This window comes from Thalassotalea sp. 273M-4 (assembly GCF_041410465.1).
In the GTDB taxonomy this organism is placed as follows: domain Bacteria; phylum Pseudomonadota; class Gammaproteobacteria; order Enterobacterales; family Alteromonadaceae; genus Thalassotalea_A; species Thalassotalea_A aquiviva.
The window spans coordinates 2,096,752-2,122,322 of the sequence record NZ_CP166961.1; the positions used below are offsets into that span (position 1 = coordinate 2,096,752).

22 protein-coding genes are annotated in these 25,571 nt (G+C 41.8%); 10 read left to right on the plus strand and 12 right to left on the minus strand.

The window, feature by feature from the left end; all coding sequences use genetic code 11:
* Nucleotides 1-3: 3 nt before the first annotated feature.
* Nucleotides 4-837, minus strand: a complete 834-nt coding sequence (truC, locus tag ACAY00_RS09500; RefSeq protein ID WP_371372818.1) for a tRNA pseudouridine(65) synthase TruC — start codon at nt 835-837, stop codon at nt 4-6.
* Entirely contained in the window at nt 818-1,174 is a 357-nt protein-coding gene (locus ACAY00_RS09505; RefSeq protein ID WP_371372820.1) for a YqcC family protein, read from the minus strand. Before ACAY00_RS09505 ends, truC begins: the two co-directional genes overlap by 20 nt.
* 241 nt (nt 1,175-1,415) lie before the next feature.
* Here ACAY00_RS09505 and ACAY00_RS09510 point away from each other — a divergent pair, with 241 nt between their 5' ends.
* The 4 genes from ACAY00_RS09510 to ACAY00_RS09525 all read left to right on the plus strand — a co-directional run bounded on the left by ACAY00_RS09510 (nt 1,416) and on the right by ACAY00_RS09525 (nt 5,642).
* Complete coding sequence (locus tag ACAY00_RS09510; protein ID WP_371372822.1) at nt 1,416-2,465, plus strand: DUF3549 family protein; 1,050 nt, start codon at nt 1,416-1,418, stop codon at nt 2,463-2,465.
* 5 nt (nt 2,466-2,470) lie between these two features.
* On the plus strand, nt 2,471-2,776 hold the full coding sequence (locus ACAY00_RS09515) for a DUF3301 domain-containing protein (RefSeq protein WP_371372824.1): 306 nt from the start codon (nt 2,471-2,473) through the stop codon (nt 2,774-2,776).
* Nucleotides 2,777-3,135: 359 nt separating this feature from the next.
* Nucleotides 3,136-4,611 carry a hypothetical protein gene (locus tag ACAY00_RS09520; RefSeq protein ID WP_371372826.1) on the plus strand — a complete coding sequence of 492 codons (1,476 nt, stop codon included), beginning with the start codon at nt 3,136-3,138 and terminating at the stop codon, nt 4,609-4,611.
* A complete protein-coding gene (locus ACAY00_RS09525) occupies nt 4,602-5,642 on the plus strand; it encodes a succinylglutamate desuccinylase/aspartoacylase family protein (RefSeq protein WP_371372828.1) in 1,041 nt (346 codons plus the stop codon). Before ACAY00_RS09520 ends, ACAY00_RS09525 begins: the two co-directional genes overlap by 10 nt.
* A gap of 4 nt (nt 5,643-5,646) precedes the next feature.
* Here ACAY00_RS09525 and ACAY00_RS09530 read toward each other — a convergent pair whose 3' ends face one another.
* Nucleotides 5,647-7,371: a Na+/H+ antiporter NhaC family protein gene (locus ACAY00_RS09530; RefSeq protein ID WP_371372830.1), complete on the minus strand. Its 1,725-nt coding sequence runs from the start codon at nt 7,369-7,371 to the stop codon at nt 5,647-5,649.
* 438 nt (nt 7,372-7,809) lie between these two features.
* Between ACAY00_RS09530 and ACAY00_RS09535 the strand changes: the two genes are divergently transcribed.
* Nucleotides 7,810-8,814: a YhdH/YhfP family quinone oxidoreductase gene (locus ACAY00_RS09535; RefSeq protein ID WP_371372832.1), complete on the plus strand. Its 1,005-nt coding sequence runs from the start codon at nt 7,810-7,812 to the stop codon at nt 8,812-8,814.
* Between the two features lie 174 nt (nt 8,815-8,988).
* Here the strand turns inward: ACAY00_RS09535 and ACAY00_RS09540 are convergent, their stop codons facing one another.
* The gene (locus ACAY00_RS09540; protein ID WP_371372834.1) at nt 8,989-9,573 is read right to left on the minus strand and encodes a class I SAM-dependent methyltransferase; all 585 of its coding nucleotides are present in this window, start codon (nt 9,571-9,573) and stop codon (nt 8,989-8,991) included.
* A gap of 469 nt (nt 9,574-10,042) precedes the next feature.
* Between ACAY00_RS09540 and ACAY00_RS09545 the strand changes: the two genes are divergently transcribed.
* Together ACAY00_RS09545 and ACAY00_RS09550 are read left to right on the plus strand one after the other, a co-directional pair.
* The gene (locus ACAY00_RS09545) at nt 10,043-11,245 is read left to right on the plus strand and encodes an amidohydrolase family protein (RefSeq protein WP_371372836.1); all 1,203 of its coding nucleotides are present in this window, start codon (nt 10,043-10,045) and stop codon (nt 11,243-11,245) included.
* Nucleotides 11,246-11,661: 416 nt separating this feature from the next.
* A complete protein-coding gene (locus tag ACAY00_RS09550; RefSeq protein ID WP_371372838.1) occupies nt 11,662-13,164 on the plus strand; it encodes a hypothetical protein in 1,503 nt (500 codons plus the stop codon).
* Nucleotides 13,165-13,443: 279 nt separating this feature from the next.
* Here the strand turns inward: ACAY00_RS09550 and ACAY00_RS09555 are convergent, their stop codons facing one another.
* The 3 genes from ACAY00_RS09555 to ACAY00_RS09565 form a co-directional block, all read right to left on the minus strand.
* On the minus strand, nt 13,444-13,668 hold the full coding sequence (locus ACAY00_RS09555) for a glutaredoxin family protein (RefSeq protein WP_371372840.1): 225 nt from the start codon (nt 13,666-13,668) through the stop codon (nt 13,444-13,446).
* Complete coding sequence (locus ACAY00_RS09560) at nt 13,665-14,267, minus strand: protein-disulfide isomerase (RefSeq protein ID WP_371372842.1); 603 nt, start codon at nt 14,265-14,267, stop codon at nt 13,665-13,667. Before ACAY00_RS09560 ends, ACAY00_RS09555 begins: the two co-directional genes overlap by 4 nt.
* 112 nt (nt 14,268-14,379) lie before the next feature.
* Nucleotides 14,380-15,642: a hypothetical protein gene (locus ACAY00_RS09565; RefSeq protein WP_371372844.1), complete on the minus strand. Its 1,263-nt coding sequence runs from the start codon at nt 15,640-15,642 to the stop codon at nt 14,380-14,382.
* A 211-nt stretch (nt 15,643-15,853) separates the two neighbouring features.
* On the opposite strand from ACAY00_RS09565, the gene ACAY00_RS09570 reads away from it, so the two are divergent.
* From ACAY00_RS09570 to ACAY00_RS09580, 3 genes are all read left to right on the plus strand, one after another.
* The gene (locus tag ACAY00_RS09570; protein ID WP_371372846.1) at nt 15,854-16,939 is read left to right on the plus strand and encodes an endonuclease/exonuclease/phosphatase family protein; all 1,086 of its coding nucleotides are present in this window, start codon (nt 15,854-15,856) and stop codon (nt 16,937-16,939) included.
* A 33-nt stretch (nt 16,940-16,972) separates the two neighbouring features.
* A complete protein-coding gene (locus tag ACAY00_RS09575) occupies nt 16,973-18,304 on the plus strand; it encodes an alkaline phosphatase (RefSeq protein WP_371372848.1) in 1,332 nt (443 codons plus the stop codon).
* Nucleotides 18,305-18,449: 145 nt separating this feature from the next.
* The gene (locus ACAY00_RS09580; protein ID WP_371372850.1) at nt 18,450-18,971 is read left to right on the plus strand and encodes a DUF962 domain-containing protein; all 522 of its coding nucleotides are present in this window, start codon (nt 18,450-18,452) and stop codon (nt 18,969-18,971) included.
* Nucleotides 18,972-19,037: 66 nt separating this feature from the next.
* Here ACAY00_RS09580 and ACAY00_RS09585 read toward each other — a convergent pair whose 3' ends face one another.
* The 5 genes from ACAY00_RS09585 to ACAY00_RS09605 form a co-directional block, all read right to left on the minus strand.
* Nucleotides 19,038-21,521, minus strand: a complete 2,484-nt coding sequence (locus ACAY00_RS09585; RefSeq protein ID WP_371372852.1) for an ABC transporter permease — start codon at nt 21,519-21,521, stop codon at nt 19,038-19,040.
* A 12-nt stretch (nt 21,522-21,533) separates the two neighbouring features.
* On the minus strand, nt 21,534-22,217 hold the full coding sequence (locus tag ACAY00_RS09590; protein WP_371372854.1) for an ABC transporter ATP-binding protein: 684 nt from the start codon (nt 22,215-22,217) through the stop codon (nt 21,534-21,536).
* 45 nt (nt 22,218-22,262) lie between these two features.
* Nucleotides 22,263-23,519, minus strand: a complete 1,257-nt coding sequence (locus tag ACAY00_RS09595; protein WP_371372856.1) for an efflux RND transporter periplasmic adaptor subunit — start codon at nt 23,517-23,519, stop codon at nt 22,263-22,265.
* A gap of 371 nt (nt 23,520-23,890) precedes the next feature.
* Entirely contained in the window at nt 23,891-24,118 is a 228-nt protein-coding gene (locus tag ACAY00_RS09600; protein WP_371372859.1) for a hypothetical protein, read from the minus strand.
* Between the two features lie 123 nt (nt 24,119-24,241).
* The gene (locus ACAY00_RS09605) at nt 24,242-25,438 is read right to left on the minus strand and encodes a multidrug effflux MFS transporter (RefSeq protein WP_371372861.1); all 1,197 of its coding nucleotides are present in this window, start codon (nt 25,436-25,438) and stop codon (nt 24,242-24,244) included.
* Nucleotides 25,439-25,571 lie beyond the last annotated feature (133 nt).

The window sequence follows — 25,571 nt, forward strand, 5'->3', positions numbered from 1 at the left end:
TATTTAACTGATTAAATTACCAACACTAGGCCGTAATGACCAATGAAACTGGCTAAATAAATCCTGCCATTGATTATCTAATGGCGCAGTGATAGATAATAATTGGTTGGTATGAGGGTGAGTAAAACCTACCTGATAAGCGTGCAACATCAGTCTTCGATAACCAAAATGTTCGGCAAAAAATGGGTTTTGTTTATTATCGCCATAATTCACATCACCAATAATCGGGTGACGAAGGTGAGCTAAGTGACGTCTAATTTGGTGTCGACGACCCGTATGAGGAAACAGTTTTACCAAAGAGTAACGCACACTTGGGTATTTTCCGACGGCGTATGGTAAGGTAACGTGAGCCAACGCCTGATAATCGGTGATTGCATGTTGTGGCTCTTTATTTGGGTCAACGTATTTGTCGCCCAATTTATCCAGCTTTTCTTTTAATGGATGATCGATTTCGCCTTGTCCACTAAGGTGTCCCCGGCAAATGGCCAAGTAGGTTTTTTTGATGAACTTGTCGGTAAACGCTTGTCCCATCAGGCGAGCTGTATCCGCATCAAGGGCAAACAATAAGACCCCAGACGTTGGACGGTCAAGCCGGTGCAATGGATAGACATATTGCCCTACTTGATCACGCACCATTTGCAAAGCAAACTGAGTTTCGTGTTTATCCATAAACGAGCGATGGACAAATAAACCACTGGGTTTATTAACCGCGACTAAGTACTCATCTTGATACAATATGGTTAACGGCCCATAGCCTTCTTGCGCTTCGTCAATAGAAAGATCATCGACGGCTTCTGCTGGCGCTTTAACTGAATCGCTATTTTGCTGGTCTGACATAAAGAGTCTGCTCTCGTTTTCCACTTAAACATTGGTCAATATCGCCAATGATATTGATTAAATCACTTGCGTTTTGGCCTAATGACTTAAAGCTTTCTTCAGCCATTGGACAAATGGCTATATTATTGGGCAGCGCTTGGTTTGCCTCAATCATTTGATGCATTTTTGTTAAAAAGACAAATTGCAACCACTGTTCAAACGATAAGGTATCAATACAAAACGGTTGCGTTGATTGTAATAAATCCTCGTCGATCCCCTCTTGCTGCCATAACCCTAAGTTTTTCAACTCTTGTTCGAGCGCATTTAATAGGGTCATTATCGTTTGCGGTTTTTGCATAAAACTCTCTAAATCGTATTCAAAAAAGTAACTATTCAATGGCGATAATATTAGGCCACAATGTAAAAGCGAAGAAACTTAGCATTTAATGATGACATACTCAACGAATTAGCACGTTTTGGGCACCAAAACCCAGTCGCATATTTTACTCAATTAAGTATAATGCGCCATATAAGTTTAGTCCTGAGCTGACTTTGTCTCTTAGGCTTTCGCAACAACCCCTTGGCAATTACTGGCGATTATGAATTCTATAGCTACCATTTCTGAACTTTTACAACTTTCCGATTCTTCTTATCGCATTTTTGATTTGGGCCGTACGGTCAGCAAAATACCTAAAGAGCAGTTCAAACTTATTGAACAAGCCATGCAGCCCTACCCCTTTCCCATTCAAGGGCATGCTATGTTAGCCGTAGTGTTTTGGCAAAAGCAATCACTGGCTCCTTATATTTGGTTTGTAAAAATGCCTTTAGACGAGCGCGGTCTATTAAATCAAGCCGCCCGTAACCATTTTATTGCCATTATTTTGGAAGCTTTAGGCAACGATTTAAGCCAAGACCCTAGTGCCAAACAAGAAGAGTTGCTAAAAAGTAACCCGTATAACTTTACCCCATCACAATATAAATTGGCGTCATTAAACAGCATTATCAAACGCGATTTAAAGCAAAGTGCTTCACAGTTTTATGAGCACGCGCAATTATATTTTGCGGGTAAAATTGGCTTTGACTCATGGCAAGGTGTAGCAATTCAAGGGATCAGCGACTTTGCGGCTCGAACCGAGCAAAAAGACAATGAAGCGCACTTAATTGCCGCCTTAGACAAATTGCCCCCACAAGTTTTTGCCCCATTAGCCAGTGCCTTAGAAAATCATAAGTTATCTTATCCTCTCATTGAACGCCTGTTGCAATTAGGCCAACAAGAGCTCAAAAAAGCGGCGCCAGACATTGCCTATTTAGCGAATATTTTGCGCGCCTTATCTGGCCACGCAGATCACCCAAAAACCCGTGATTTTATTAACCTTGTTCTTAACAGTAAACTCAATGACCTAAACTTATTTATCACCTTGTGCGGTCGATGCTGGTCAGCTTTCACCCACAGCGACATGCTGATGATATTTTTAGAAAAAATTGCAGCGACAGATGATTTCGAGCTCTTTGCCGGTATTTTTCAAGATATGATCGCCATCCCGCAAGTAAGACCAACCCTGTTGCAATGTTTACGAAATGAGCAACGCTCAGAAGCACTCAGCAAGATGATTGGTCAATTATTTAGCCACGTAAAAGGCAATAAATAACAATTATGATTTTATCTGATATTTATATTTTACTCGGGGTCTGTTTAGGCCTTTGGTATTTATACCATTTACGTAATATTGCCGAACATGCCAGAAAACAAGCACAACAGCATTGCGAGCAATTGAATTTACAATTTATAGCCATTGCTCGGGTTAAAACGCGATTGCGATTTAACCCGCGATTAGGGCCACATCTTCGCAGTCAATTTCAAGTTGAGTTTAGCAGTGACGGTGAAAGTGCTTATCAAGGTCAATTGCTGATGCTTGGATTAAAACTTGAAAGCTTTGACCTGCCGGTTTATAAAATATAATTTTTAATTCTGCTGGCTGTTCTATTGTTAAGCACCTCGACTTGATGTTGTGGTGCTTACTTCCTACCTTAAGCGAGTGAATTTTTCCTCTACCAGCAAGACATGGCTCCCATAACGGTTGCTAAAAATTACCAGCAAACGTTGCCCTTAAACCACTTTTTACCCAATCGTAAACCACGCGTAAATAAAGCTTTACCATACCTGCCATCACTTAACAGATTGCTTACAACTCATTGACTCAAATCAAACCTAGATTGCCAACTTAGGTGCAGTATTGCTGTATGACAATTAATCAACTTAAATTAAAACGACTCTATTAAAAAATCGTCGCATCTTGATGCGACCTTTAAGGTAAACTTATGGGCCGAAATGTTAGTAAAGTTGAATATAATGCGGACGACTTTAAAAAATTTGAACAAGCGCTTTATGCTCAACTGGAACAGTTTAAATCCATTTTAAAACAGCCTACTTTTGGCCAAGGTGAACTTAAACTCGGTGCTGAGTTGGAGTTGTATTTAGTCAATGACCAAGGTCAGGCGAGTTTGTCTAACCAATCTTTGCTTGAGCGCCTCAATGATCCGCAATTTCAACCCGAATTGAATCAATATAATTTGGAATTAAATTTATCGGCGGTTCCAGCAACGGGTGCTCCTTTTTCAGCATTGAAAGCCGAAATGGACCGTAAAATAGCCCAACTGCGAAACACCGCTGATCAGCAAAATGTAAATGTTATTCCTATTGGTATTTTGCCAACCTTAGATACCCGTCATTTAAGCAAAACTTGTATGACCGATTTACCTCGATATCACTCTTTGGCGAATCATTTATATCAGCATAATCCAAGTGGTTTTCATATTAACATCGACGGTGAAGAGCCGGTCGACTTTGTGGTTAATGATATCTGTGCTGAAGGGGCAAATACGTCATTTCAAGTCCATATGATGACGCCTTTTGAGCAATTTTGTCATACCTTTAATGCCGCCCAACTGACCTTGCCTTTGGTAACGGCCATTGGTGCCAACTCGCCGATATTACTTGGTAATCGCCTGTGGGATGAAACCCGTATCGCGTTATTTAAGCAATCTTTAGATATACGTAATCGTTTTGACGCCAATTTACCTCAACCAACTCGGGTGAGTTTTGGCTTTGGCTGGTTAAGACATAGTGTTTGGGAATTGTTTGCCGAAGCAGTCGCGCTTCACAAACCCATTTTGGCCGATTTAGGTCAACCTTATAACGGCACGGGTTTGCCTAAACTCGAGGCATTAAATTTGCACATAGGTACCCTGTGGCCTTGGCATCGACCGGTTTATGACCATCACGGTAAAGGGCATGTCAGAATAGAGTTTCGCGCCATTCCCGCCGGTCCTACCCATGTGGATATGTTAGCCAATGCCGCTTTTGCCATTGGTTTGGCTCAAGGTATGAGCGATCATGTTGAAGATTATCTGGCCATGATGCCCTTTCGTTTTGCCGAATATAATTTTTACCGCAGTGCCCAATTTGGTCTTGATGCCAACATTTTGTGGCCATTGTTAAATAAATATAAACCTGAGCCAACGCCAATCGTCGACGTCATCGCTCACTTTATCCCTTTGGCGAAACAAGGGTTAGAAAAAATGGGGGTAAACCGACTGGAGATTGATTTATATATTGGCATCATCGAAAGTCGCCTAGAGCAGCGAATTACCGGGGCTATCTGGCAGAAAAAAACATTAACCGAATTTGAACAACATTTACATAAAGCCAGTGCCTGTCAAAAAATGTTGAGCCTGTACCTTGCAAATAGTATGTCCGGAATGCCAGTTTCGAAGTGGAGAAAACCATGGCAATAGATTTTTCTGAACTTAATTATTTACAAAATCCAACCAGTTTTGAACTTAAGTCAGATCATTTGCAGTTTTTACTGTCAATCAGTGGCCCTGTGGTGATTGATATTTCGGGAAAAGACCAAGGTAGAACCCGAGTTATTACCACACTAATCCATGGCAATGAACCTTCAGGTCTCATTGCTATGCATCAATTCTTAAGCCAAATGTCAAGGTCTCAACGACCCGTGACTAACTTAAGGTTTATTGTTTGCTCCCCCGAAGTCGCACTCACCAAGCCTTACTTTAGCCATCGTTTTTTACCTGATGGTAAAGATTTAAACCGCTGCTTTTCAAGCCCAAATAATACAGGGTATTATCAGCGCGCCAACTTAATTAAGGCGGCAATTGAGGCCGTAAAACCCGAGGCCGTTTTTGATATTCACAACACATCGGGTCTGGGTCCCCCCTTCGCTGTTGCCGTCGAAAAAACCGAACTGGCGCTGTCTTATGCCTCGCTTTTTTGTGAATCTTTGATCCTATCTGAAATAAAATTAGGCGCTTTAATGGAGCAAGATTTTAATTGTCAAACCATCACCATAGAATGTGGCGGTTCCAATGATAAAGAATCTCACCTAATCGCTCTTGAGGGGCTACATTGTCTTGCGAACTATGATGATATCAGTCAATGCCATTTTATTCGCAACGTCGAATTGTATTTGGAGCCTCTGCGACTTCAGCTCAAACCGGGCTGTGACCTACATTTTAGTGACTCTGATCTTGGGCGAAGCGGCGTCACCCTAATTGATGAAATTGAGCAATTTAATTTTTCTATGCTAAAACAAAACAGACACATTGGTTGGGTTGATGAGCTTGGCTTGAATAATTTGCAACTGGTTGATAAAAATGGCAATAACTTGATTGATCAGTTTTTTAGCTTACGCGGTAATCAGATTGTCGCCAAAGTGAATTTAAATATTTTTATGGCAACCAAGGTTAAAGCGATTGCAAACCAAGATTGTATTTTTTACTTGGTTAACTACCAAAACCATATTTAAGGTTTTAGGCAAACAGTATGACGGTTACTGTCCATAACACCGCGGCTAGCGAAGCCGCCAAAGTTGCTGGAAATAATTGCGATTTTACATGATCCATTAAATCACAGCCGGTGGTCATTGAACTTAAAATGGTGGTGTCTGATATAGGTGAGCATTGATCGCCATATACACTGCCATTTAATACCGTGGCAAAACATACCATCATATACAATTCTGGATTCGCGAGAGCTTGGCTTTGACTGACTGCCCAAGCTAAAGGTAAGGCAAGCGGAAAGGCAATGGCGTAGGTTCCCCAACTGGTGCCGGTGGAAAACGCAATGATCATGGTGATCAACTGCAATATAATGGGTAAGAGCCAAAACGGCAGAGTTTCGCCTAACGCAGATACCAGAAACAGCCCCCCGCCAATTTCTTTACTGATACTGCCAATGATCACCGCCAGCATTAATATCACCGATGCAAAAACCACCCCTTTTAAGCCATTGCTAAAACCTTCTATTAGATTCAATAAGGTCATCCCCTTAGCCAAAGCGATCACGGCCGAAAGCAGTAATGCAAAACCAAAGGCCCAATTAACCATGGGGGTGCCCATATAAACAAAGGTCAACACGGCAATGGCTATTAAGCTTACCAGAGGCAATAAAAACTCTAACACATGAGGTTGATAATCTTTTGGCGGATCGCAATGGTGTAATTCCTTGGCACTTAAGGGCTGTGCATCGGGGGCATCTAACTGACCTGTGGTCAATGTACGGTGATGGGCTGCTCGAATCCGCTGCCCCGAAAAAGTCATAATATTCATACTCAGCAATAAGGTCCCTAATACGGCTAAAATGCCATAAAAACTAAAAGGGATGCTGCTAAAAAAAAACGCCAAACGATCGGCCTCTGTCGCTAAAAAGGTCACCCCGGGAACAAATATCAGGGCTTGTACGTAGGCCGGCCAAGCATTAAAAGCTAATACCGAGGCAATGGGGGATGCGGTCGAGTCAACAATATAACTCATCTCTTCATGGCTGACTTTAGCCTTATCGGCCAGTGGTCTTACTGTCGTACCAACCAGCACTGTGCTCATAGTCCCCCCTTGAAAAAACATCACCCCGAGAAACCAAGAAACAAGTTTGGCAGAGCGTCGCCCTTTGACAAAATGGGTTGCCATAAACGTAGCAAATGCTTGTGCAGCGCCAGTTTTAGACCAAATACCTAATAAACCGCCCAAAAGCCAGAGATAAAGTACCAATATAGCGATAGTCCCTTCTTGCGCTAGGTTTGGAATAAGCACGGTATTTAATAAATCATACTGTGCTAGCATCAAAGCGCCAACAACAATCCCTGCCAATAATGAGGTTAAAGGTTCTCGAGTTAGTAAACACAGCGCGATGGTGATAAAGGCGGGTAATAACGACCACAAACCAAAATGAAAAGCCGGTTTGAGCAACACATATTGATTGTCTTTATTTATCACCCATTGCTCTACTTTTGGCGGTTCACCGTTTAAGCGATTTAAATTTTGTTGATTGAGCTTGGAATCCTGATAAGGAATAACATCAGTAACAGGTAACTCTTTGCCTTTGTATTTATAGCTTAATACACCTTGAGGATTTTCATACACCTGGTACACCAGAGATTGTTCAAGCCAGTTTTTTGCAACAAAAGCATTAACAAACATCGCTAGTAATAGGCCAATTGTAAAAATGATCAGTGCCAACACGTTCTTATTTTTCAGCATAGAGGTTACCTTATTTCATTTACCACCAACCATAGACACAAAAACACCTTGGTAACAAATATTTTACACCACCCTTACTGTGCCATAAGCCAAGGTGATGAGTAAACAACCTATGCTCAACCAAACCTTGAATAGTCATTAGACGCCATTGGCTATAACATCAATATTTGCTTGTTTATTTAATCAACAATACCTCGTCATCTGCGTGACTCGGTGGATGAAAAGCACGTTGCTCTTCAATAGTTTGCGCTAGCGCATAAATATCTCAAACGGGTTCGCGAGCTTTTCAAGCCTTTGCTATGATTTAAAAACACTCGCAATCAGGCTAGGCCCCTGTCTTTTTTGCTTATATTTTAAAAATCACGGTATCAAAGCACCTTAATTGATGTGGCCTATATTGGTTTTATCTTCTGTGATACAAACATTTCTGGAGTTTTAATGAACGTTGAAAACACCTTCAAAGCCCTTTGGGTTGAAGAACAAAATGACAATACCTTTACTCAGTCTATTACAGCCAAGCCAATGTCTTTGTTGCCAGACAATGATCTTCTCATTGATGTCCACTATTCTTCATTAAATTTTAAAGATGCAATGTCTGCTAATGGTAATCGCGGCATCACCAAAGAGTACCCTCATACCCCTGGGATAGACGCTGCAGGCGTGGTGATAAGTGACAAATCAGGCACGTTTTCACAGGGCGATAAAGTCGTGGTATTTGGTTACGACTTAGGCATGAACACCTCTGGTGGCTTAGCAGAACGCATCTGCATACCGGCTGATTGGGCGGTAAAGTGCCCTGATACATTAACCTTGAAAGAGTCGATGATTTACGGAACTGGCGGTATTACCGCCGCTTTATGTGTGCAAAAGTTAGAAAAACTTGGCGCATCGCCAAGCGATGGCCCTGTTGCCGTTAGTGGTGCAACAGGTGGTGTTGGTAGCGTCAGTATCGCTATTTTGCATCAATTAGGTTATGAAGTGATCGCTTTTTCCGGTAAAGAATCGCAACATCAACACTTAAAATCGTTAGGGGCAACACAAGTATTGCACCGCGATGTCATCAATGAAGTAAACGATAAACCCATGGGCAAACCCTTATGGGCGCACGGTATTGACACCCTTGGCGGTGACTTTCTTGCCAATATGATCAAGTGCATTAAGCCCGGTGGCGCGGTGTCTGCGTGTGGCTTAGCTTCCTCACCATTTTTTAAATTAAATGTGTTCCCATTTATCACAAGAGGCGTGTCTTTATTAGGTGTTGACTCGGTGATGATCCCACTAAGTGACAAACAAGCCATTTGGCAGCGCGTTGCTACCGATATGAAGTTGCCAAACCTCGAACAGTTTTCAGAGGAAATCAGCTTAGCGCAAGTGCCAGAGTACTTGAGCAAATTTTTTGCAGGTCAGGTAGTTGGCCGCTATGTCGTTAATATAAAAGGCTAAATCTGGAAACACATATAAAAGGAAAAGGGGATGAATAATCAATTCATCCCCTTTATTTGTATAGCTGTTTAGTGTCATTTTGAGCCATAGATGAAATGAGAAAATAGCGCCGATAGTGTAAGCTTTTAAATGGGATAATCTCTCGTTTCCAGGCCACTTTGCACGACAGCCTTGCTAGGGTTTTTTACCAACACCCATTAACACTGTCATAGTGCCTTTTGAACTATTCATTTTAAATGGCTTTTTGATTTCAATATCAATGAATTCATTTTCTTTGAGCGCACGTAACACCCTACTTTCAGACAATCCCGGCTCAGATGAGGCATCATTGGACAACCAGTCCCACTGTATAAATATGCCGCCGTTCTTTAAAAGAGACTTTAACAAGCCGAGGCTCGTTTCGTAATCGGATAAAAAGCCACACACTGATGATGCCACGATTAAGTCAAATTGAGTGGTTAAGCGAGGATGGTTATCAATCAAATCTTGAGTCAAAAAGTCAGAGATAGTCGATACATTACTTAGATGTTTCTTGTTCAGGATATTTATCATTTCGGATGAACCATCAAGAGCAACGATGTCTTTTACTCTTGGACTAAGAAGCTGGGTAAGCGTACCAGTACCACAACCAAAGTCAAAGACAGACAGCCCATCAAGCTCGGTAATATTAGTAAGTTCGTCAAATGCGTTATTGGCATATTCTCGTACCGAGGCATCAACATCCCACCCCTCAGCATATTCGTCCCATTCATTGCTCAATGCTATTTTTCCTAAAAAATTCAAACAGACCTATTGATTGCCTAACAATTTAATATCGACCCAATGGATCGTTTTATAACTATACAGGAGAAAGCTCCTAGTTATGGATAAAAAACAATACTTATTAAACCCAACGACTAATTATTAGTCGGCAGCTACAGTTTTCCCACTAGGCTCTTTAGGAGCGTGCCGTTATGAGCAAAATTTTGCGCAAACACAAATTCTATATTAGTGTTTTAAGTGATAGCTTTAAGAAAGAGATTTAGTTGACATTTCTGCACCTAAAGCGTTGCATTCATTGGTTTTGCGTTAGCTAATGTACCCTTAAGGTTCATTCCAACTGCTTTCTTTGTCAGTCTGTACCCGGTGCCTCAGGCTGTTGAGTTTTTGTCTGTTTTTCTAACTGATGTGCCATACTCAAAAGTATTTCCCACCATTTTAAGTGTGGCATATGTTCAGGACGCAAAAAATGACTAAAGCAAAATACTCTTATGTAATCAAGCACATAGTTAATTCGTACGCTTCGTTTCCTGCCGATAGTTCGACCTCGGTAAAACATCTGATGACCGCGGCTATGGTAATGCTAGTATCTGCGTGTTCGACCATGTCAGATGAAGAATCTTCAACCATGGTTTCTGTCAGTAATGATGCCCGGCCGTTAAGTTCTTTTGCTAAGCCAGCGTCTGCGCAAGCTTGTTACGATCGTCAAAAGGAACCATACACAGCTGTGGTTGACGCGCATTTCCATCCACGTCCCTTTGGGGGATCTGCAATTTCGCCAGCTGAACTTTTTCAATATTTTGACAAGACTACCGTTCGATTTGTGAATTATTTTGGTATAGGCCAAGTCCTCGAGCTTGATTCTGGCTGTACCTATTATCTTGACTGCCCGGGGGTAGCGGCAAAACCCAGTGTTAAAAACGACTTCGTAAATGGTATGGAAGTGAAGGCTTATCCTCATGAAAACCTACATGTGACCTTATCCATGACCTTCATGGATCTGGCAAATCCTGAAGATATTACCGACCTTATTGCACTTTACGATAAAGAATATCCTGGCATGTTTTCCTGGTCAGGTGAGCTTAATGTGATGAAACAGGCCCTACTTGGCAATATGCATGAGCCTTCGACTAAAGCGAGTATTGACGGCTGGGCACCGTTTATGGCGATTTTAAAAGAACGGGGGATCCCCATAACATTGCATTCTGATCTGGGTAACGACAACAATACAACAGAATTCTTACCCTTAATGGAATATATACTTTCCTCTTATCCGGACAACAAAATTGTCTGGGCACATATGGGGCTGTCTAAAGAGTTATCAAATATGAACCCGTATACCCATGTTTCCATCATGAAACGTTTGCTGGATAAATATCCTAATCTGATGCTGGATATATCTTGGGATGTGCTTTACAACTCCTACCATAATTGGGGGCCTGTCTTTGTGCAATTCTTCAACAATTATCCAACCCGCATTCTGCCGGGGACAGACTTTGTCGCTGCGGGTACTAAAAACTTTGCTATGTACGCAAAAGAGCTTGATGTGACTAGTCGTGCGTTGAAAGCGCTAAATGATGACGCGTTCAGACTCATTGCATTAGGGGAAAATTATTTTCGTTTGATGGATCTTGATTATAACGCCCCTAATATTTGCTCGGCAACGGACTAACTTCAGCAGGAACCATATTATGTCAATTCATCAGCTGCCCTTTTGGGCCAGCCTGCTGGGTTGCAGTTCGCGTTTATCGCTAGTGCGATAGCTTCTGACAAACAGGTTTATGAAAAAGAAGTCTATGAATATGAACGTAACCAGCAGAGCACGATTGTACCGCTCGATGTGAAAGATACAGAGCGTCGCGCATTTTTAGAGGTAATATGCCTGATGCTAGCATTAGTGCCAATGCAGATGAAACAGAGTACGACATGACGGTTGATTACCGAATTCAGTAAGGCTGGGCTGAGCGACTCTGGATAAGGACTCGCCTAGCCTATGTTAACCAGGACGAGGCTTTAGGAGGTAACGACTTTGTTGATTTTCGCATCATTATTAATTATGACTTTGGTCTACTCTAAAGGAAAAATGTTATGAACATAGGTAAAGCAAGCCTCGCAATCTGTGTGGCCACGGCACTTGGTTTTACGGCGTCTGCAGAAACTTCGCCTGAACAAGTCAGTCGTCAGGCAACCCTTGAAGAAATGCGTGAGCTTAAACGCATGCGGGACCAATTAGCTGAGCAAACCCGTGAATTTGAACGGCGTATTGCTGCGCTTGAGGAGATGGTAGGAGAAGATGATAGCGACACGGCTGTCATTGTTGATGAGCCACAGGAAGCTTCAGGCGCATCGGTGAGTCGTCAACCCCCGCCCGTACCGGCCCCCTCTGAAGTGCCTAATTGGCAGCCTTTTGAACCTGGTAAAGGCTTTGTTCTGTCTCGCTCTAAATGGGGCGAACTCGACTTTTCGGCGTTTTCTTATGCCCGATATCTGAACCAGGGCAACTTTGAAAATACCTACACAGATACGTTTGATCGAGTGCGGGAGTTAGACAAACGCAATGATATTCAAATGCAAAAAGTAACCCTGAACTTTAAAGGTTGGCTTTTTGATCCTAAGTTTCGCTATCTATTTTACACTTGGACGTCCAATACCAGTCAGGGGGATCTCAGTCAGGTAGTCGTAGCAGGTAATTTAGGTTATCAGTTTAACGAACACTTCAACCTGTATGCAGGTATTGGAGGGCTGCCATCAACTCGCTCAACAAATTATACCTTTCCAAACTGGCTTAAAAACGACCATAGAACCATTGCCGATGAGTTTTTTAGAGGCTCATACACAACCGGTATTTGGGCTAATGGTAAAATCACCGATGGCCTTGAGTATCGTATGATGCTTGGCAACAACCTGAGTCAACTGGGGGTTAATGCGGTGCAGCTTGATGATGGATTAAACACCGTTTCTGCCGCGCTTTGGTGGATGCCGACCACAGGGGAATACGGTCCGGGTCAGGGGCTAGGAGATTATGAATATCACGATGACTTAGCCACATTGTTCGGCCTACACTTTACCCGCAGCCGCGAAGATGCACAGGGTCAATCTGATACCGAGGGCTTTGAGAATTCACAACTGAGATTATCTGATGGCACCTTAATCTTCAGTAACGATCCGTTTATGACGGGAGCGAATATTCGCAAGGCGACCTATCAGATGGCGGCGATAAACGGTGGCTTCAAATATCGTGGCTGGTCACTTGATGCCGAGGCGTATTATCGCCAAATGGATGACTTTGCAACTATCGGAACGATTCCTGTTTCGTCGATAACGGATCACGGCTTTCAAATCCAAGGTTCGATGATGATCATGCCAGAAAAACTACAAGGTTATCTCGGCTATTCAAAAATATACGGTGATTACGGCAATCCCTACGACGTGTCAGTTGGGGTCAATTGGTTTCCATTTTCGCGCAAGGAAATACGTGTCAATGTGCAGGGACTTTACCTCGACGACTCTCCGGTGGGGTATTCGTCAGTACCGTTTTCTGTGGGCGCCAACGGCTGGGCATTAACTACCGACTTGATTGTTGCTTTTTAGAATGTGGTTAAAGGTTTATTCTTTTAAATGCCCACTCAGACACCATTAAAAATGGCTACAAAGACACAAAATGGTCGTCCAAAGTAACCTCACAGCGAGGGAGATGCCACCCCATAATATGGGGGGATGCCTTTGCTCTTTACCAGACTTTGTGAATGACTTTTAATGACACCAGAAAATTATAATCCATTGAATTAAAAACAAAAAAGGATCTACATGTTAGATCCTTTATTTTTTCTCTGCACTACAAGGGCTATTTTTTTATATTTACTGATTTGGTTATTTATATAACTGATTAAATTGCTTTATGGAAAAGCCGTTTAAAAACCTATCGCCAATTTTTATAACCGGTACAGCGCGAAAGCCAGTTTGATTAAACTCTTTACGACCATTTGGGGTACTTACATTACACAGGCGATATTTAATTCCTTGTTGGTCTAGGTAGCGTTTTGCTGTATCGCAATGTGGGCAGCGACTCATGCTATAAAGAACCACGCGTTTCATCGTTTTAATTCGAGCTCTACCGCTTCAACAATCGTTTCTGGCTTGGTTAAATATAAATTGTGGTTTAGCAAAATTAAATTATCGTCTTTTGCCAACAATAACGCTGGAAAAGCTTGGGTTTGCATCAACTCTTGTAATTCAGCAATGCCTGCTAAGTTAAACTCTGCATCTTTACTTAACACTGAACGAAAAACTTTCGCCGGCGGTGACAATTTAAATTCTTTGATGATGTCATTAAAATCGTCTTGTTGGCGCAATGGATTTCCGTCTTGAAAGTGGGCTTTTTGCAAGGCATTTAAAACCGCTAGAGACTTGGCTGGCTCACGCTTATTTACCCACGTTAATAAGTTGGCACTGATGGTGCCATCTTTATCGTCTTGGATAAAACGTAAATAATTTTCTGAAAAAGTCACACTGCTTTGCGCTTGTACTTGCTTAGCCGTTTTTACTTCAATGCCATCACTGCCATCATAATGAACGACATGAAACAAGTGAATCGGCATGTCTTTATAAGCATGATGAATATGATTCAACAACGCCGTAGAGGCATAACTCCACGGGCAATGACTGTCATAAATAAAATAGATCTCTGCGTTCATGTTTGAAGCCTTTGTAAAAAATCAGGGATTTTAAATAGTTTAGCAACAATATACTAGCCTATCTTGTTCTTTATCAGCGATTTTTATGCCCTTGTGTTAATCTTTACAGCTGTTACTGATTTAACCACACATCGGCAATGGCGTGATACGCAGGTCGAAACTCGGTGCGATAGCCTTGCTCTTTGGCTTTAAGCTTGGTTAAACCAAACCATTCTTCAATATCATTTGGGTCTTGAGAGTAAGAGTCTTCTAAACCAAACTTCCACCACGCATCAAGGTACTCATGAATTGTCACCCCTGCAATAGGTAACGAGGCAGTGTAAATATCTTTTAAGTTTTGTACTAAACCAACACTTTGTTCTTCTTCACTGTTACCACCATAACCAAAATTAGGCGGACCAGCTTGATACGCATTGGGAGAAACACTTAAACCGGTTTCAGTAATGAGCAATGGCATATTAGGATGTTGTTGTTTGATTTCTTCAATCCAACCTTGAAATAAATGACCGCTAACAAGCCCTGGCATCGTATTGGGGCGATAGTAAGGTATTGCGTAAGAATATGCATTGTGACTGCGAAAATCTAAAAATGGTGTATCAATCAAGTCAAAGGTTCGAATGTCATTGGCATAAGATACCAAAGAGATGTTGTGATATTGCTCAGCTTCGTAGGTTTTAACATAATCGGCCATTTCAGCAATAAACGCTTCGGTTGCGCTCACTTGGCCAGTGGTTTTAATGTATTTCCCTTGATAGCTGTTAATATTTGGATGACTATTATTGGTTTTTATAATGCTCAAATCACTTAATTCATTACCGACCAAATACGCAATCAGTGGTGGTTTTTGCTCAGGGTATACACCATAAATGCGATCAATCACTTCTCGTATATAGGCTTTGGTCTGTTGTTTAAAACCTGGGTCTTGGTAATCATCGGCATGTGAGTCTATCCAAATGGTTTGAATAAAATGTAAATCGCCTTGCTTTTTAAGAGCTTGATAGCAATATTCTGGTGCCCCCCAAAAGCGTATGGTATTAGCGCCCATATTTTTTATATTGGCAATATCAATATCTATGCGGGTCTGTAAAGACTCTGGTAATTGGCTTTGTTGCTCTAGCTCCCAGGGTAAATACCCTGGGTATGCTGGCACATAAACCACCGCTTTAATGTCAAAGGGATCATTTAGATACTCTATATAATGCAAACTGGTGCTGTAATCTGATAATAAAGGATCTGGTGTTGGTATTATTGGCGGTTGAGATGTTTCAGGAAGGCTAGGCTCAACCTGCGTTGTGGAACTGCTTGAACCACCACACCCCACCAAAGCCAAGCTCAACATAACAAGCAAATATCGACCACATTGTTTTACATTCATTTTAACTACCTATGACACACTACGACCCAAGCGGGATAGCAGAGATTACCTTAAATATTGCGATTAGCCAATTGCGTGATATCAATCATTTGAAGGTTTTATTGGCGCTAATTTGCACTTGGCTGTCATTTAAGTTTACTATTTAATAACTTTTTTACACTGCATGGGCAACCACATCAAAACGTTTAGAATAGCCACTTTTAATGTCAGCATGGAGGCACTTAATTACCTCCCTTATAACAAAGGTGTGTCACCAAACCCTACAGGGCAAGAATTACCCCAAGCGCTAAAAAGCGAGCACCCTCAAATTAAAAATATCGCCGAAATCATCCAGCGCGTTAACCCAGATATTATTGTGTTAAACGAATTCGATCGTGTTGATCAAAACCAAGGTAATTTATCGATATTTATTGAGCAATTTTTGCATCAAAGCCAGCAAGGGCAAAAAGCCGTGCACTACCCTTATCGTTATCAAGGTCCGGTAAATAGTGGTCTGGTAAGTCCGTTTGATCTAAACCACAATGGGCGTCAGGGCCAATTACCACAAGACGGTTATGGCTTTGGCTATTTTCTTGGCCATTATGGCATGGCGTTGTTGTCTAAATTTCCAATAAAAGAGCGTCAAATTCGCACATTTCAACGGTTTAAATGGGCAGACATGCCTAATGCCTTAGCGCCGATGCATCCCAATACACAAACGCCTTGGTATGAACACAAGGTATGGTCACAATTACGCTTATCGTCCAAATCTCACTGGGATATCCCTATTTTAATCGGACAAAGCACCATTCAACTGCTGATTAGCCATCCAACACCACCGGTTTTTGATGGCCCAGAAAGAAGAAATGCATGTCGAAATCATGACGAAATTCGTTTTTGGTATGACTACATAAGTACAGACAAATGCGGTTATATATACGATGACAATGGTCATTATGGGGGCATCACCCCTGAGCATGGTTTTGTTATATTGGGTGATTTAAATGCCTGTGCGAATGAGGGCGATGGCTTAACAGGCTCAATACAGTCGCTATTGTCGCACCCTCAAATTATCGACTCAAAACCCGAAAGTTTAGGCGCTAAAGCGCACAGCCCTAACAACCCTTTTGCGAAAAACCATACCAGCGATTGGAGAATGCGAGCCGATTATGTGTTACCCTCAAAACCACATTTTACGGTGAACGCTAGTGGCGTGTTTTGGCCGTCTAAAAACAGCTCAGCTCATCACTTAGTATTAAACCGAGCAAGCGCATCAGATCACCGACTGGTTTGGCTTGATCTAACGCTGAACCAATAAACATTGCTATTTTAATTAACAACGTGAACGTCTATGAAAACAAAAATAAAAAACATCGTATTTTCATCTTTAACCACCTTGGCCATTACCCTACCCGCACTGGCGTTGGCGAATGCGCAAACACCAAAGAACATTATTATGGTCGTTGCTGATGGTATGGGGCCGGCCTATACCACGGCTTATCGTTATTTTAAAGATGACCCAAATACAGAGATAGTTGAGCAAACCGTGTTTGACCGTCACTATGTGGGCTCAAGTTCCACTTTTCCCCATCACGACTCCGGTTATGTCACTGACTCTGCTGCCTCGGCAACGGCATTAGCCGCGGGGATAAAAAGCTACAATGGTGCCATCGGTGTTGATGCCAATAAACAACCCGTAGACTCCGTTTTAAAAATGGCCAAACAACAAGGCATGAAAACCGGTGTGGTGGTCACCTCGCAAATAAACCACGCGACCCCAGCCTCTTACCTTGCTCACAATGAGTCTCGTCGCAATTACAATGACATTGCCGACAGTTACATTGACGATGGTATTATGGCCGATGTCTACCTTGGTGGTGGTTGGCAGTACTTTATTCGCAATGACAGAAACTTAATTGAAGAATTTGAGCAGTCGGGTTTTCGTTACATCAACAGTTATGAACAGTTAAACTTTACCACCCAAAGTAATAAACTCATTGGCTTATTTGCCGACAAAGGTCTGCCGCCAGCATTAGATGACAGCAATCCGCATCGCTTACGTGAGATGACCAAGGTGGCGCTAAAACACCTTGAAGGACCACAAGGTTTTTTTATTCTTATTGAAGCCAGCCAAGTAGACTGGGCTGGACACAGTAACGATATCGCCTCGGCCATGGCAGAGATGGACGACTTAGCCAAAACCATGGAACTTTTAGAACACTACAGCGCCAGTAACCCAGATACTTTAGTGGTGTTAACCGCCGATCACAGCACCGGCGGTTTAACCATCGCGGCCAATGGCAAGTATCATTGGCAGCCACAAGATTTAACTCATTTTACAATGTCTAACTACAACATAGCCAAAGTATTAAGTGAGCTAGACATCACCTTAACAAACGTTGATGCCATGCTGCCATTTAAGCTCAGTCAAAGTCAGTTACAAACCTTGCAAGACATTAAAAAAGCCAGCAAAAACAAAACAAAAACCGACATCACTGAAGCCTTGTACGGTGCGTTAAATCAAATCGTTGACACGCATACCAACACCGGTTGGACCACCTCAGGACACACAGCTATCGATGTGCCGGTATTTGCCCTTGGTGTTGGCAAAGAGCGATTTTATGGTCATCAAGATAATACCGATATAGCTAAAAAAATCTTTTCGCTGTTGTCTGTTCAATAAAGCTGATGCCAAGGTCGCCCCCCTTCCTTGGCATTAACACAACCCCCCTAGCTAAGCCGTTCGTACAATAAACTCATTGTATTATAAGGTTATAGCGCTTAAATTATATTTATCTTAGCTCGAGAAATATTAAAAAGGCGTATCCATGAAGTCTCTTGAACACTTATTAAGTACCTATAAAAGTGTGCATTTAAATAAGCAAAACATTGCCACACATTTTATTGGTATTCCGTTAATTTTATGGTCGGTAGCACTGCTATTTGCGACCTTAAGTTTTACCGTAGTGGGTATAGACACTAATGTTATGCAAGTGCTCGCTGTGGTTATTTTTACTTATTACCTGCTGCTTGATGTGAAACTTGGTTTGATTGCCATTTTATTAATCGCCCCTATTTGGTTTCATGCCCAAAGCTTTGTTGCGCATCAAAGCCCCTACCTGTTGGCCATTGGTGTGTTTGTTATTGGTTGGTTGTTTCAGTTTATTGGCCATTTTTTTGAAAAAGCCAAACCGGCGTTTTTTGATGACTTAAAACAGTTACTGATTGGGCCTTTGTTTTTGGTCGCAGAGTTATGTTTTTTGATTGGTCTGTTTAGTCAATTGGAACAGCAGATCAGCAAAGAGGCATTAAAACTTCGTGCGGCGATTAATAGCGACTTAAAAAATTAGCGATAAATTGACAATATACCAGCGCAAGTAAAAGAGGATAATGCAGGGCATTATCCTCTTTTTCATTTACTCGTAACGCAGTGCTGATATTGGGTTGGCTCGCGCCACTTTTATTGAATTACTTGCTACGGTTAACCAAGCAATGGTTAAAGCAAATAGCCCTGATAACGCACACATTAATATTATGGTGACACTATCAATACGGTAAACAAAAGTTTGGAGCCAGTCACTCATAAAGTAAAAGGCAACAGGCCATGCCACTAGACACGCGATTAATACTGGTTTCGAAAATTGCAACACTAACATGGTGACAATCTTGATAACACTGGCGCCCATCACTTTACGAATACCAATTTCTTTGGTGCGACGGTATGCACTAAAACTGGCTAAGCCGTAAAGCCCTAAACAAGCAACAAAGATCGCAAGCCCTGAGAATGCAGCAAATAAAGTCGCTTCACCTTGCTCTTGTTGATACAACTCGGCAATCGAGTCTTCAACAAAGCCATGTGAAAAAGGAATATTTGGTACCTGTTGGCGCCATATTGCTTGTGCATCGTTTTTAATCAACTCTGGATCGCCGGTAAAGCGAACACTGATGCTTCTGCCATAGCTATGACTTAATGGGTAAACCTCGGGACGAATGGTTGAGCGTAAGCTTGAGAAGTGAATATCTTCCACCACACCAATTACCGTTAAGTTAAGCGATAAGTTCTCTGTTGGGTTACCTCGAGAGGTAATAACGGTTTTTCCGATGGCCTCTTGTGGAGTGCCTAAGCCAAGACGTTTGAGTGCCGACTCGTTAATCACAATAGTCCCATCAAAACCTTCACCATTTCGAAGTTGTTCGGTAGTTGGACTTTGATCATTACGCTCTCTGTCGTAGGTTCGCCCCGCCACTAAGTTGATTTGATAAGTTTCAAAAAAGTCATAGCCGACCCCACGTTGACCGATAAGAATCGGATCGTCAGTGCTCATTTCAGGGGTACGCATCATGGTATTATTTTCGTTACTACTTCCCGGCGTTTCATTTGAATAAGTGATATTGGTCACCTGTGGCAGCTTGCGTAGCTCCTCAATGATGGTTTCTCGTTTGTTTGACGCTTCTTCTTGCCCCACACGGAAAATAACCATCACATTATCTTTGTTATACCCAGCGTCCATATTAAGAGCATACTGAATTTGACTATAAACTACCGCGGTTGAGACAAACAAACCAATAGATACCGCAAACTGAAACACCACTAACGCGGCACGTAGTTTAACAGAGGCTTTGGTTTCGGCAGATTTATTGGCTTTTAATACCTTTGCAGGACGAAAGTGTGACAACACAAACGCCGGATATAATCCGCTAATTAAACCAACAACCAGAGCAAATCCGGCTAAGCCGGTTAAATTTGAAGCCGTATAACTGACGCTTAATTGCTTGTTTAATACTTCGTTATACATTGGTAATGTCAGCTCGACTAAACCAAAGGCTAAAATAAACGCCATTGAGGTCATTAAAACCGATTCACCCAAGAACTGCACAATAAGATTGGTTCGCGAAGCGCCTAATACTTTACGCAAAGACACTTCTTTGGCTCGTTTACTCGCTTGTGCAGTCGACAAGTTCATAAAATTGATACACGCTATCAACAATATCAGCGCAGCAACCGCTGAAAAGGTGACCACCATGGTTTTATTACCTTGTGGTCTCATTTCACCAAAGCCGGTTGCTTCTAGATGTAAATCTTTGATGTTCATTGCGGTAACCGAAATAAAGTCCGAACTTTTAGCGTCGTCACCACCAAAGGGTAATTTCGGGAAATTGTTATTGGTGAACATGTCAAATTCACTGTTTAAGGTGTCTAAATCACTCGCTGTTTTGGTGGTAAAATAAAGCTGAGAATTTATTGAAAACCAAGCATGAAACATATATTGCTCAGTTTCCCAATCTTTCTCGTCAATCAATACCAGCATCGGTAAATCGAGCTGCGTGTTATCAGGTAAATCTTTAATGATTGCAGCGACTTTATAGTCACGCTGAAAGTGATTAAAATCGAGGCTTAAGATTTTATCTAATGGTTCTTCATCGGCAAAAAACTTGTACGCCATACTTTCATTAAGCACGATTGAGTGATTATCAGCTAAGGCCGCTTTTAAATCACCTTTAACCACCTCTAAGTCAAATACGTCAACAAATTCGCTATCGACCAAACGCACGTCTTCAACAAAGTTTTCTCCATTGTAGGTAATGGTCGGTCCCCATCCTCCGATGCGCGTTGCATGTTCAACCTGAGCAAAATCTTTTTTCAACGCATGTATCATAGGGCCAGGAGAAGACACCCCGTTCATCTCATCACGCCCTGGTACTTTAAAGGTAATATGAGCGCGATGAATGCGGTCGGCTTTTTGCCAAAATTGGTCGTAACTTGTTTCATGTTTTACGTACAACATGATCATCACTACAGCAGCCAAACCAATGGCTAAACCAAAAATATTTATGGCACTAAAAAGCTTATTATTTAAGATGTTGCGCCAGCCACTGGTAATATAATTAGACAATAACATGATAACTTCCTTTTAAATCGCGACTTTTAACTTAGGCTCTTGTAATTGCCCATCGAGTAAGTTGACCACTCGATTAGCGTACTCGGCATGGCTTGGCGAGTGAGTCACCATAATAATGGTCGTTCCTTCGTTATTCAGCTGTTGCAACATCTCCATGACTTCACGACCATGTTCACTATCTAAGTTACCGGTTGGCTCATCGGCTAGGATCACACTTTGGTTGCCCACCACCGCACGGGCAACCGCGACCCGTTGTTGTTGACCACCCGATAGTTGACTTGGCATATGCTTAGCACGGTGATCGATACCAACCTTTTTTAGCACCTTAGCCACGCGTTGTTTGCGCTCTTGTTTAGATACATCATGATATAACAAGGCCAGTTCAACATTTTCTTCAACGGTTAATTCATCAATCAAATTGAAGCTCTGAAAAATAAAACCAACATGTTGTTTACGAATTTTGGCTAAATGGCTTTCAGAGTAACCTGCAATATTTTCTCCATTAAATAAGTATTTACCCTCTGACGGTGAATCTAGCATGCCAATGGTATTTAACAAGGTTGACTTACCGCAGCCGCTTGGGCCCATAATGGCCACAAACTCGCCTTGGTTAATGGTTAAATTAATACGGTCTAAGGCCGTGGTTTCAATGTCTTCAGTTTGAAAACGTTTGCTTAAATTCTCTAGTGTTAACATAAGATTATCCCTTTATTACTGTCTACTTTTACTATTTTTATATTATTAAGAGTCGGTTAATTTGAGTGTGCTCATTTCAAGAAAGCTGCTGTAAGGTGACGTAATGACTTGCTCCCCTTCATCTAACCCTTCTAGCACTTCAATGAAACGATTATTACGACGACCTAAGCGCACGTTTCGGCGCACGGCCGTTTCGCCATCGGCACTGACCACAAAAAGCCAGTTACCGCCGGTATCTTGGAAAAACGCCCCATTGGGGATCAGTGGTACTTCACTAGGATCGCCTAGGGTTAATTTAGTTTGCAAAGATTGGCCTCGACGAATACCCGTTGGTTGGTTTTGAACAAAGGTTAAGTCAACTTGAAACTGACCATTTTTTACGTTGGGGTATATTTTTGACACGGCCAGTTCAAAGTCATCGCCATTTTTGTTGATTGTCGCGGTTTGACCAAGGTCGATGCGCTCTAGATAAAATTCATCAATCGATGCTTCTAACTTAAAATTATCTGGATCGTCAATTTGACCAATGCGCTCACCTCGTTGAATTGATTGCCCTACTTCAATATTAAAGCCAGACAATTTGCCTGCCACTGGAGCTTTCATATTCAGGTTTTCCATGTTTTGCCTTGCAAACTGCAGACTTTCTTCTAACCGTGCGCCGGTGGCTTGTAAGAAACTCAATTGCTGTTGTTGCATTAAAGCATCGGTTTTTTGGCTCTCTAGAGTCACCTGTTTGCGCTTGGTGTAATACTCCAGTAAATCTTCATTTTCTCTAAGTGCATTATCTGAAATACTGCCATTGGCATACATCACTCGCTGCCTTTCAACTAACCGAGTTAGGCGTTTAATTTGGTAATCGATTTCAATTAAGTTGCGCTTGTGACTTAATTTATTTTGCTCAAGAGACAATTCAATGCTACGCATATTATTGAGTTGCTCGGTAACGGCCGCTTCATTGCGCATGACATCAAGTTGTAATTGGGTGTTTGAAAGTTTAACGATGGCTTGTCCTGGTCTGACAATACTGCCATCTTCAATGAGCACTTGCTCTACTCGACCACCTTCTACGGCATCTAAATAGACCGTTTGCAAAGGGGTTACTTTACTGCGAATTGGAATAAAATCTTCAAAGGTGCCAAATTGAACTTTAGAAATGGTAATGTTTTGACTGGCAAGAGATAAGGATTTCCCTGTCGATTGTACAGAATAAATCTTAGCGATAAATGCGACGGCCATAATGACAATGGCAGCAACGCCTATTTTGCCCCAAGGGGTATTTTTTCGTTCTATTTTTCTATCCATAGTGACTACTGTTATGTGCTTGTTAATAAAATAAACATGGCGAAATACACCACTTACAACAAATTAACAGCAGTAACCGTGCCATTTTTATAAGTAACTGTATTTAATGACTTTTTTATTATCACTCTACTGAAAGGTTACTTTTTAATTACGTAATTAAACGAATAGTTAGTCAAAAACACGACTTAGATAAGATAGTTTTAAAAAATTGGCCAAAAGCGCGCAAAGATAAAGCGTTATGGCATTAGAAAGGAAGGTTAAGCCAGCTTAAAAAATCAATTGTGAAAGATGGAAAGGCAAGTTTGAACGTCCTAACAGCAATGCGATGACTTTAGCATTGCTCCTAGGACAGTCGGCTAAAGGCTTAATCGTTAGATGGTGCCTTTAATTTTACAACCAAAGAAAATGAGTTCTTTTTCAAAGTTAGAGCGATTCATATAATCGTTTTCTAGTGATAAAACTTTGTGGGCACTGGATAAATCACCGCCTTGGTGAATATTAGCGGTTGTACAGTTTGCCTCGTTAAACATGGTCGTTTGTAAAAACAGGGCAGATAAAATAACTATAACGACTAGGCTGGTTGCAATTAACTTCTTCATTTTTTATCCAATTTTTTGTTTTATTTATTCGCAGAATCAAATGATTTTATCAGCTGGAATAATAAATACCACTGTTGTGGCTAAATTGAATCAAAGTGGCAACAACCAACCTCGCTTTTTCTTTTACTTTAAGGTCGCCTGAATTTGCTCAAAGTTTGGTGAACACCAACGGGCAAACGCCACCCAAAACAAAGGCAGTGCCATTAAAATGGCCAGTATTTCACTGCCAGAAATTGGTAACAACTGCAATAGGCCAACCAAAACCGAGGCTCCGGTCATTTGAAATAACCCCATTAAGGCTGAAGCCGTTCCTGCATTATCGCCAAAGGGCTTTAACGCAGCGCCACCGCTTAAGCCAAATAAAATACAAAATCCGACACTGGCACAATATACCGGTAACATGTAAGCCAATGGATTTACCGATTGCTTAAACAACACCAAGCCGATGCCACTGAATAAACAGGCAAATACCGCAACTTTTAAAGCATTACGTTTACCAACTTTATGAATAAAACGAGGCGCAATAAATGCGGCCAAAATGTTAATGGCCGCATTGGAGCCAAACCACAATGAAAAGGCAAAAGGCGATTGCAGCATTTTCACCATTAGCACCTCGGTTGACGTCGTGACATAGCCAATAATAATGGCCATCGACAACATAATAAGCCCCGTATGAAAACGAAATACAGGGTGTTCAAGGACCCGACAATATCGCTCCCAGCTAATTAATTTAGCCTGTGTTGCGCTTTGCTCTGGCCTGGTTTCTGGTAACTTTAGGGCCACTAAAGCGCCGACCAAACACCCTATTACGGTGATCAGGTAGAAGTTATAACGCCAACCACCAAACTCCGTTAACAGGCCACCAAGCATAGGTGCAAGTGCAGGGATCACACAGATCACCCCATTAACATAACTGTACATAGTCGAAGAGCGCTCTGGCCCATAACAGTCGCGAATGCCCGACATCGCTGTGACAGATACCGCACATGCGCCTAAACCTTGTAATACTCTTGACAACCACAGAGTTTCAATGTTGTTGGCAACACTGGCAAAAATACCGCCAATAACATAAAGTCCAATACCCAATAACGCCAATGGTCGACGGCCGTATTTATCAGCAAAGGGCCCGGCCAAAATTTGACCTATGCCCATCGCGGCCAGAAAAATAGCCACCGTTGCTTGCACATTACCCAGTTCGGTTTGTAGCGCCTGCGCCATCACCGGAATTGCAGGTAAAAAAACATCAATAGCTAATGGGCTTAAGATCACCAGCATCATAAAAATATAAAACGGAACGGTAACAGCTTGTTTCGTGTGCATTTAAAACTCAAGTAAATTGTGCGTATAAGGGCTTCACACGCATTGGGGTTAAAATCATCAAGCATTTAAATTGTTTGTTAAACGCTTCTAAAAAGTGCTCAGCCGTTGGACCAACGTTTGCCACTTTTGGTTG

Excerpts from the sequence above, each read along its gene's own strand:
- truC (WP_371372818.1), bottom strand. The coding sequence starts at position 837 with ATGTCAGACCAGCAAAATAGCGATTCAGTTAAAGCGCCAGCAGAAGCC.
- ACAY00_RS09505 (WP_371372820.1), bottom strand. The coding sequence starts at position 1,174 with ATGCAAAAACCGCAAACGATAATGACCCTATTAAATGCGCTCGAACAA.
- ACAY00_RS09510 (WP_371372822.1), top strand. The coding sequence starts at position 1,416 with ATGAATTCTATAGCTACCATTTCTGAACTTTTACAACTTTCCGATTCT.
- ACAY00_RS09515 (WP_371372824.1), top strand. The coding sequence starts at position 2,471 with ATGATTTTATCTGATATTTATATTTTACTCGGGGTCTGTTTAGGCCTT.
- ACAY00_RS09520 (WP_371372826.1), top strand. The coding sequence starts at position 3,136 with ATGGGCCGAAATGTTAGTAAAGTTGAATATAATGCGGACGACTTTAAA.
- ACAY00_RS09525 (WP_371372828.1), top strand. The coding sequence starts at position 4,602 with ATGGCAATAGATTTTTCTGAACTTAATTATTTACAAAATCCAACCAGT.
- ACAY00_RS09530 (WP_371372830.1), bottom strand. The coding sequence starts at position 7,371 with ATGCTGAAAAATAAGAACGTGTTGGCACTGATCATTTTTACAATTGGC.
- ACAY00_RS09535 (WP_371372832.1), top strand. The coding sequence starts at position 7,810 with ATGAACGTTGAAAACACCTTCAAAGCCCTTTGGGTTGAAGAACAAAAT.
- ACAY00_RS09545 (WP_371372836.1), top strand. The coding sequence starts at position 10,043 with ATGACTAAAGCAAAATACTCTTATGTAATCAAGCACATAGTTAATTCG.
- ACAY00_RS09550 (WP_371372838.1), top strand. The coding sequence starts at position 11,662 with ATGAACATAGGTAAAGCAAGCCTCGCAATCTGTGTGGCCACGGCACTT.
- ACAY00_RS09555 (WP_371372840.1), bottom strand. The coding sequence starts at position 13,668 with ATGAAACGCGTGGTTCTTTATAGCATGAGTCGCTGCCCACATTGCGAT.
- ACAY00_RS09560 (WP_371372842.1), bottom strand. The coding sequence starts at position 14,267 with ATGAACGCAGAGATCTATTTTATTTATGACAGTCATTGCCCGTGGAGT.
- ACAY00_RS09565 (WP_371372844.1), bottom strand. The coding sequence starts at position 15,642 with ATGAATGTAAAACAATGTGGTCGATATTTGCTTGTTATGTTGAGCTTG.
- ACAY00_RS09570 (WP_371372846.1), top strand. The coding sequence starts at position 15,854 with ATGGAGGCACTTAATTACCTCCCTTATAACAAAGGTGTGTCACCAAAC.
- ACAY00_RS09575 (WP_371372848.1), top strand. The coding sequence starts at position 16,973 with ATGAAAACAAAAATAAAAAACATCGTATTTTCATCTTTAACCACCTTG.
- ACAY00_RS09580 (WP_371372850.1), top strand. The coding sequence starts at position 18,450 with ATGAAGTCTCTTGAACACTTATTAAGTACCTATAAAAGTGTGCATTTA.
- ACAY00_RS09585 (WP_371372852.1), bottom strand. The coding sequence starts at position 21,521 with ATGTTATTGTCTAATTATATTACCAGTGGCTGGCGCAACATCTTAAAT.
- ACAY00_RS09590 (WP_371372854.1), bottom strand. The coding sequence starts at position 22,217 with ATGTTAACACTAGAGAATTTAAGCAAACGTTTTCAAACTGAAGACATT.
- ACAY00_RS09595 (WP_371372856.1), bottom strand. The coding sequence starts at position 23,519 with ATGGATAGAAAAATAGAACGAAAAAATACCCCTTGGGGCAAAATAGGC.
- ACAY00_RS09600 (WP_371372859.1), bottom strand. The coding sequence starts at position 24,118 with ATGAAGAAGTTAATTGCAACCAGCCTAGTCGTTATAGTTATTTTATCT.
- ACAY00_RS09605 (WP_371372861.1), bottom strand. The coding sequence starts at position 25,438 with ATGCACACGAAACAAGCTGTTACCGTTCCGTTTTATATTTTTATGATG.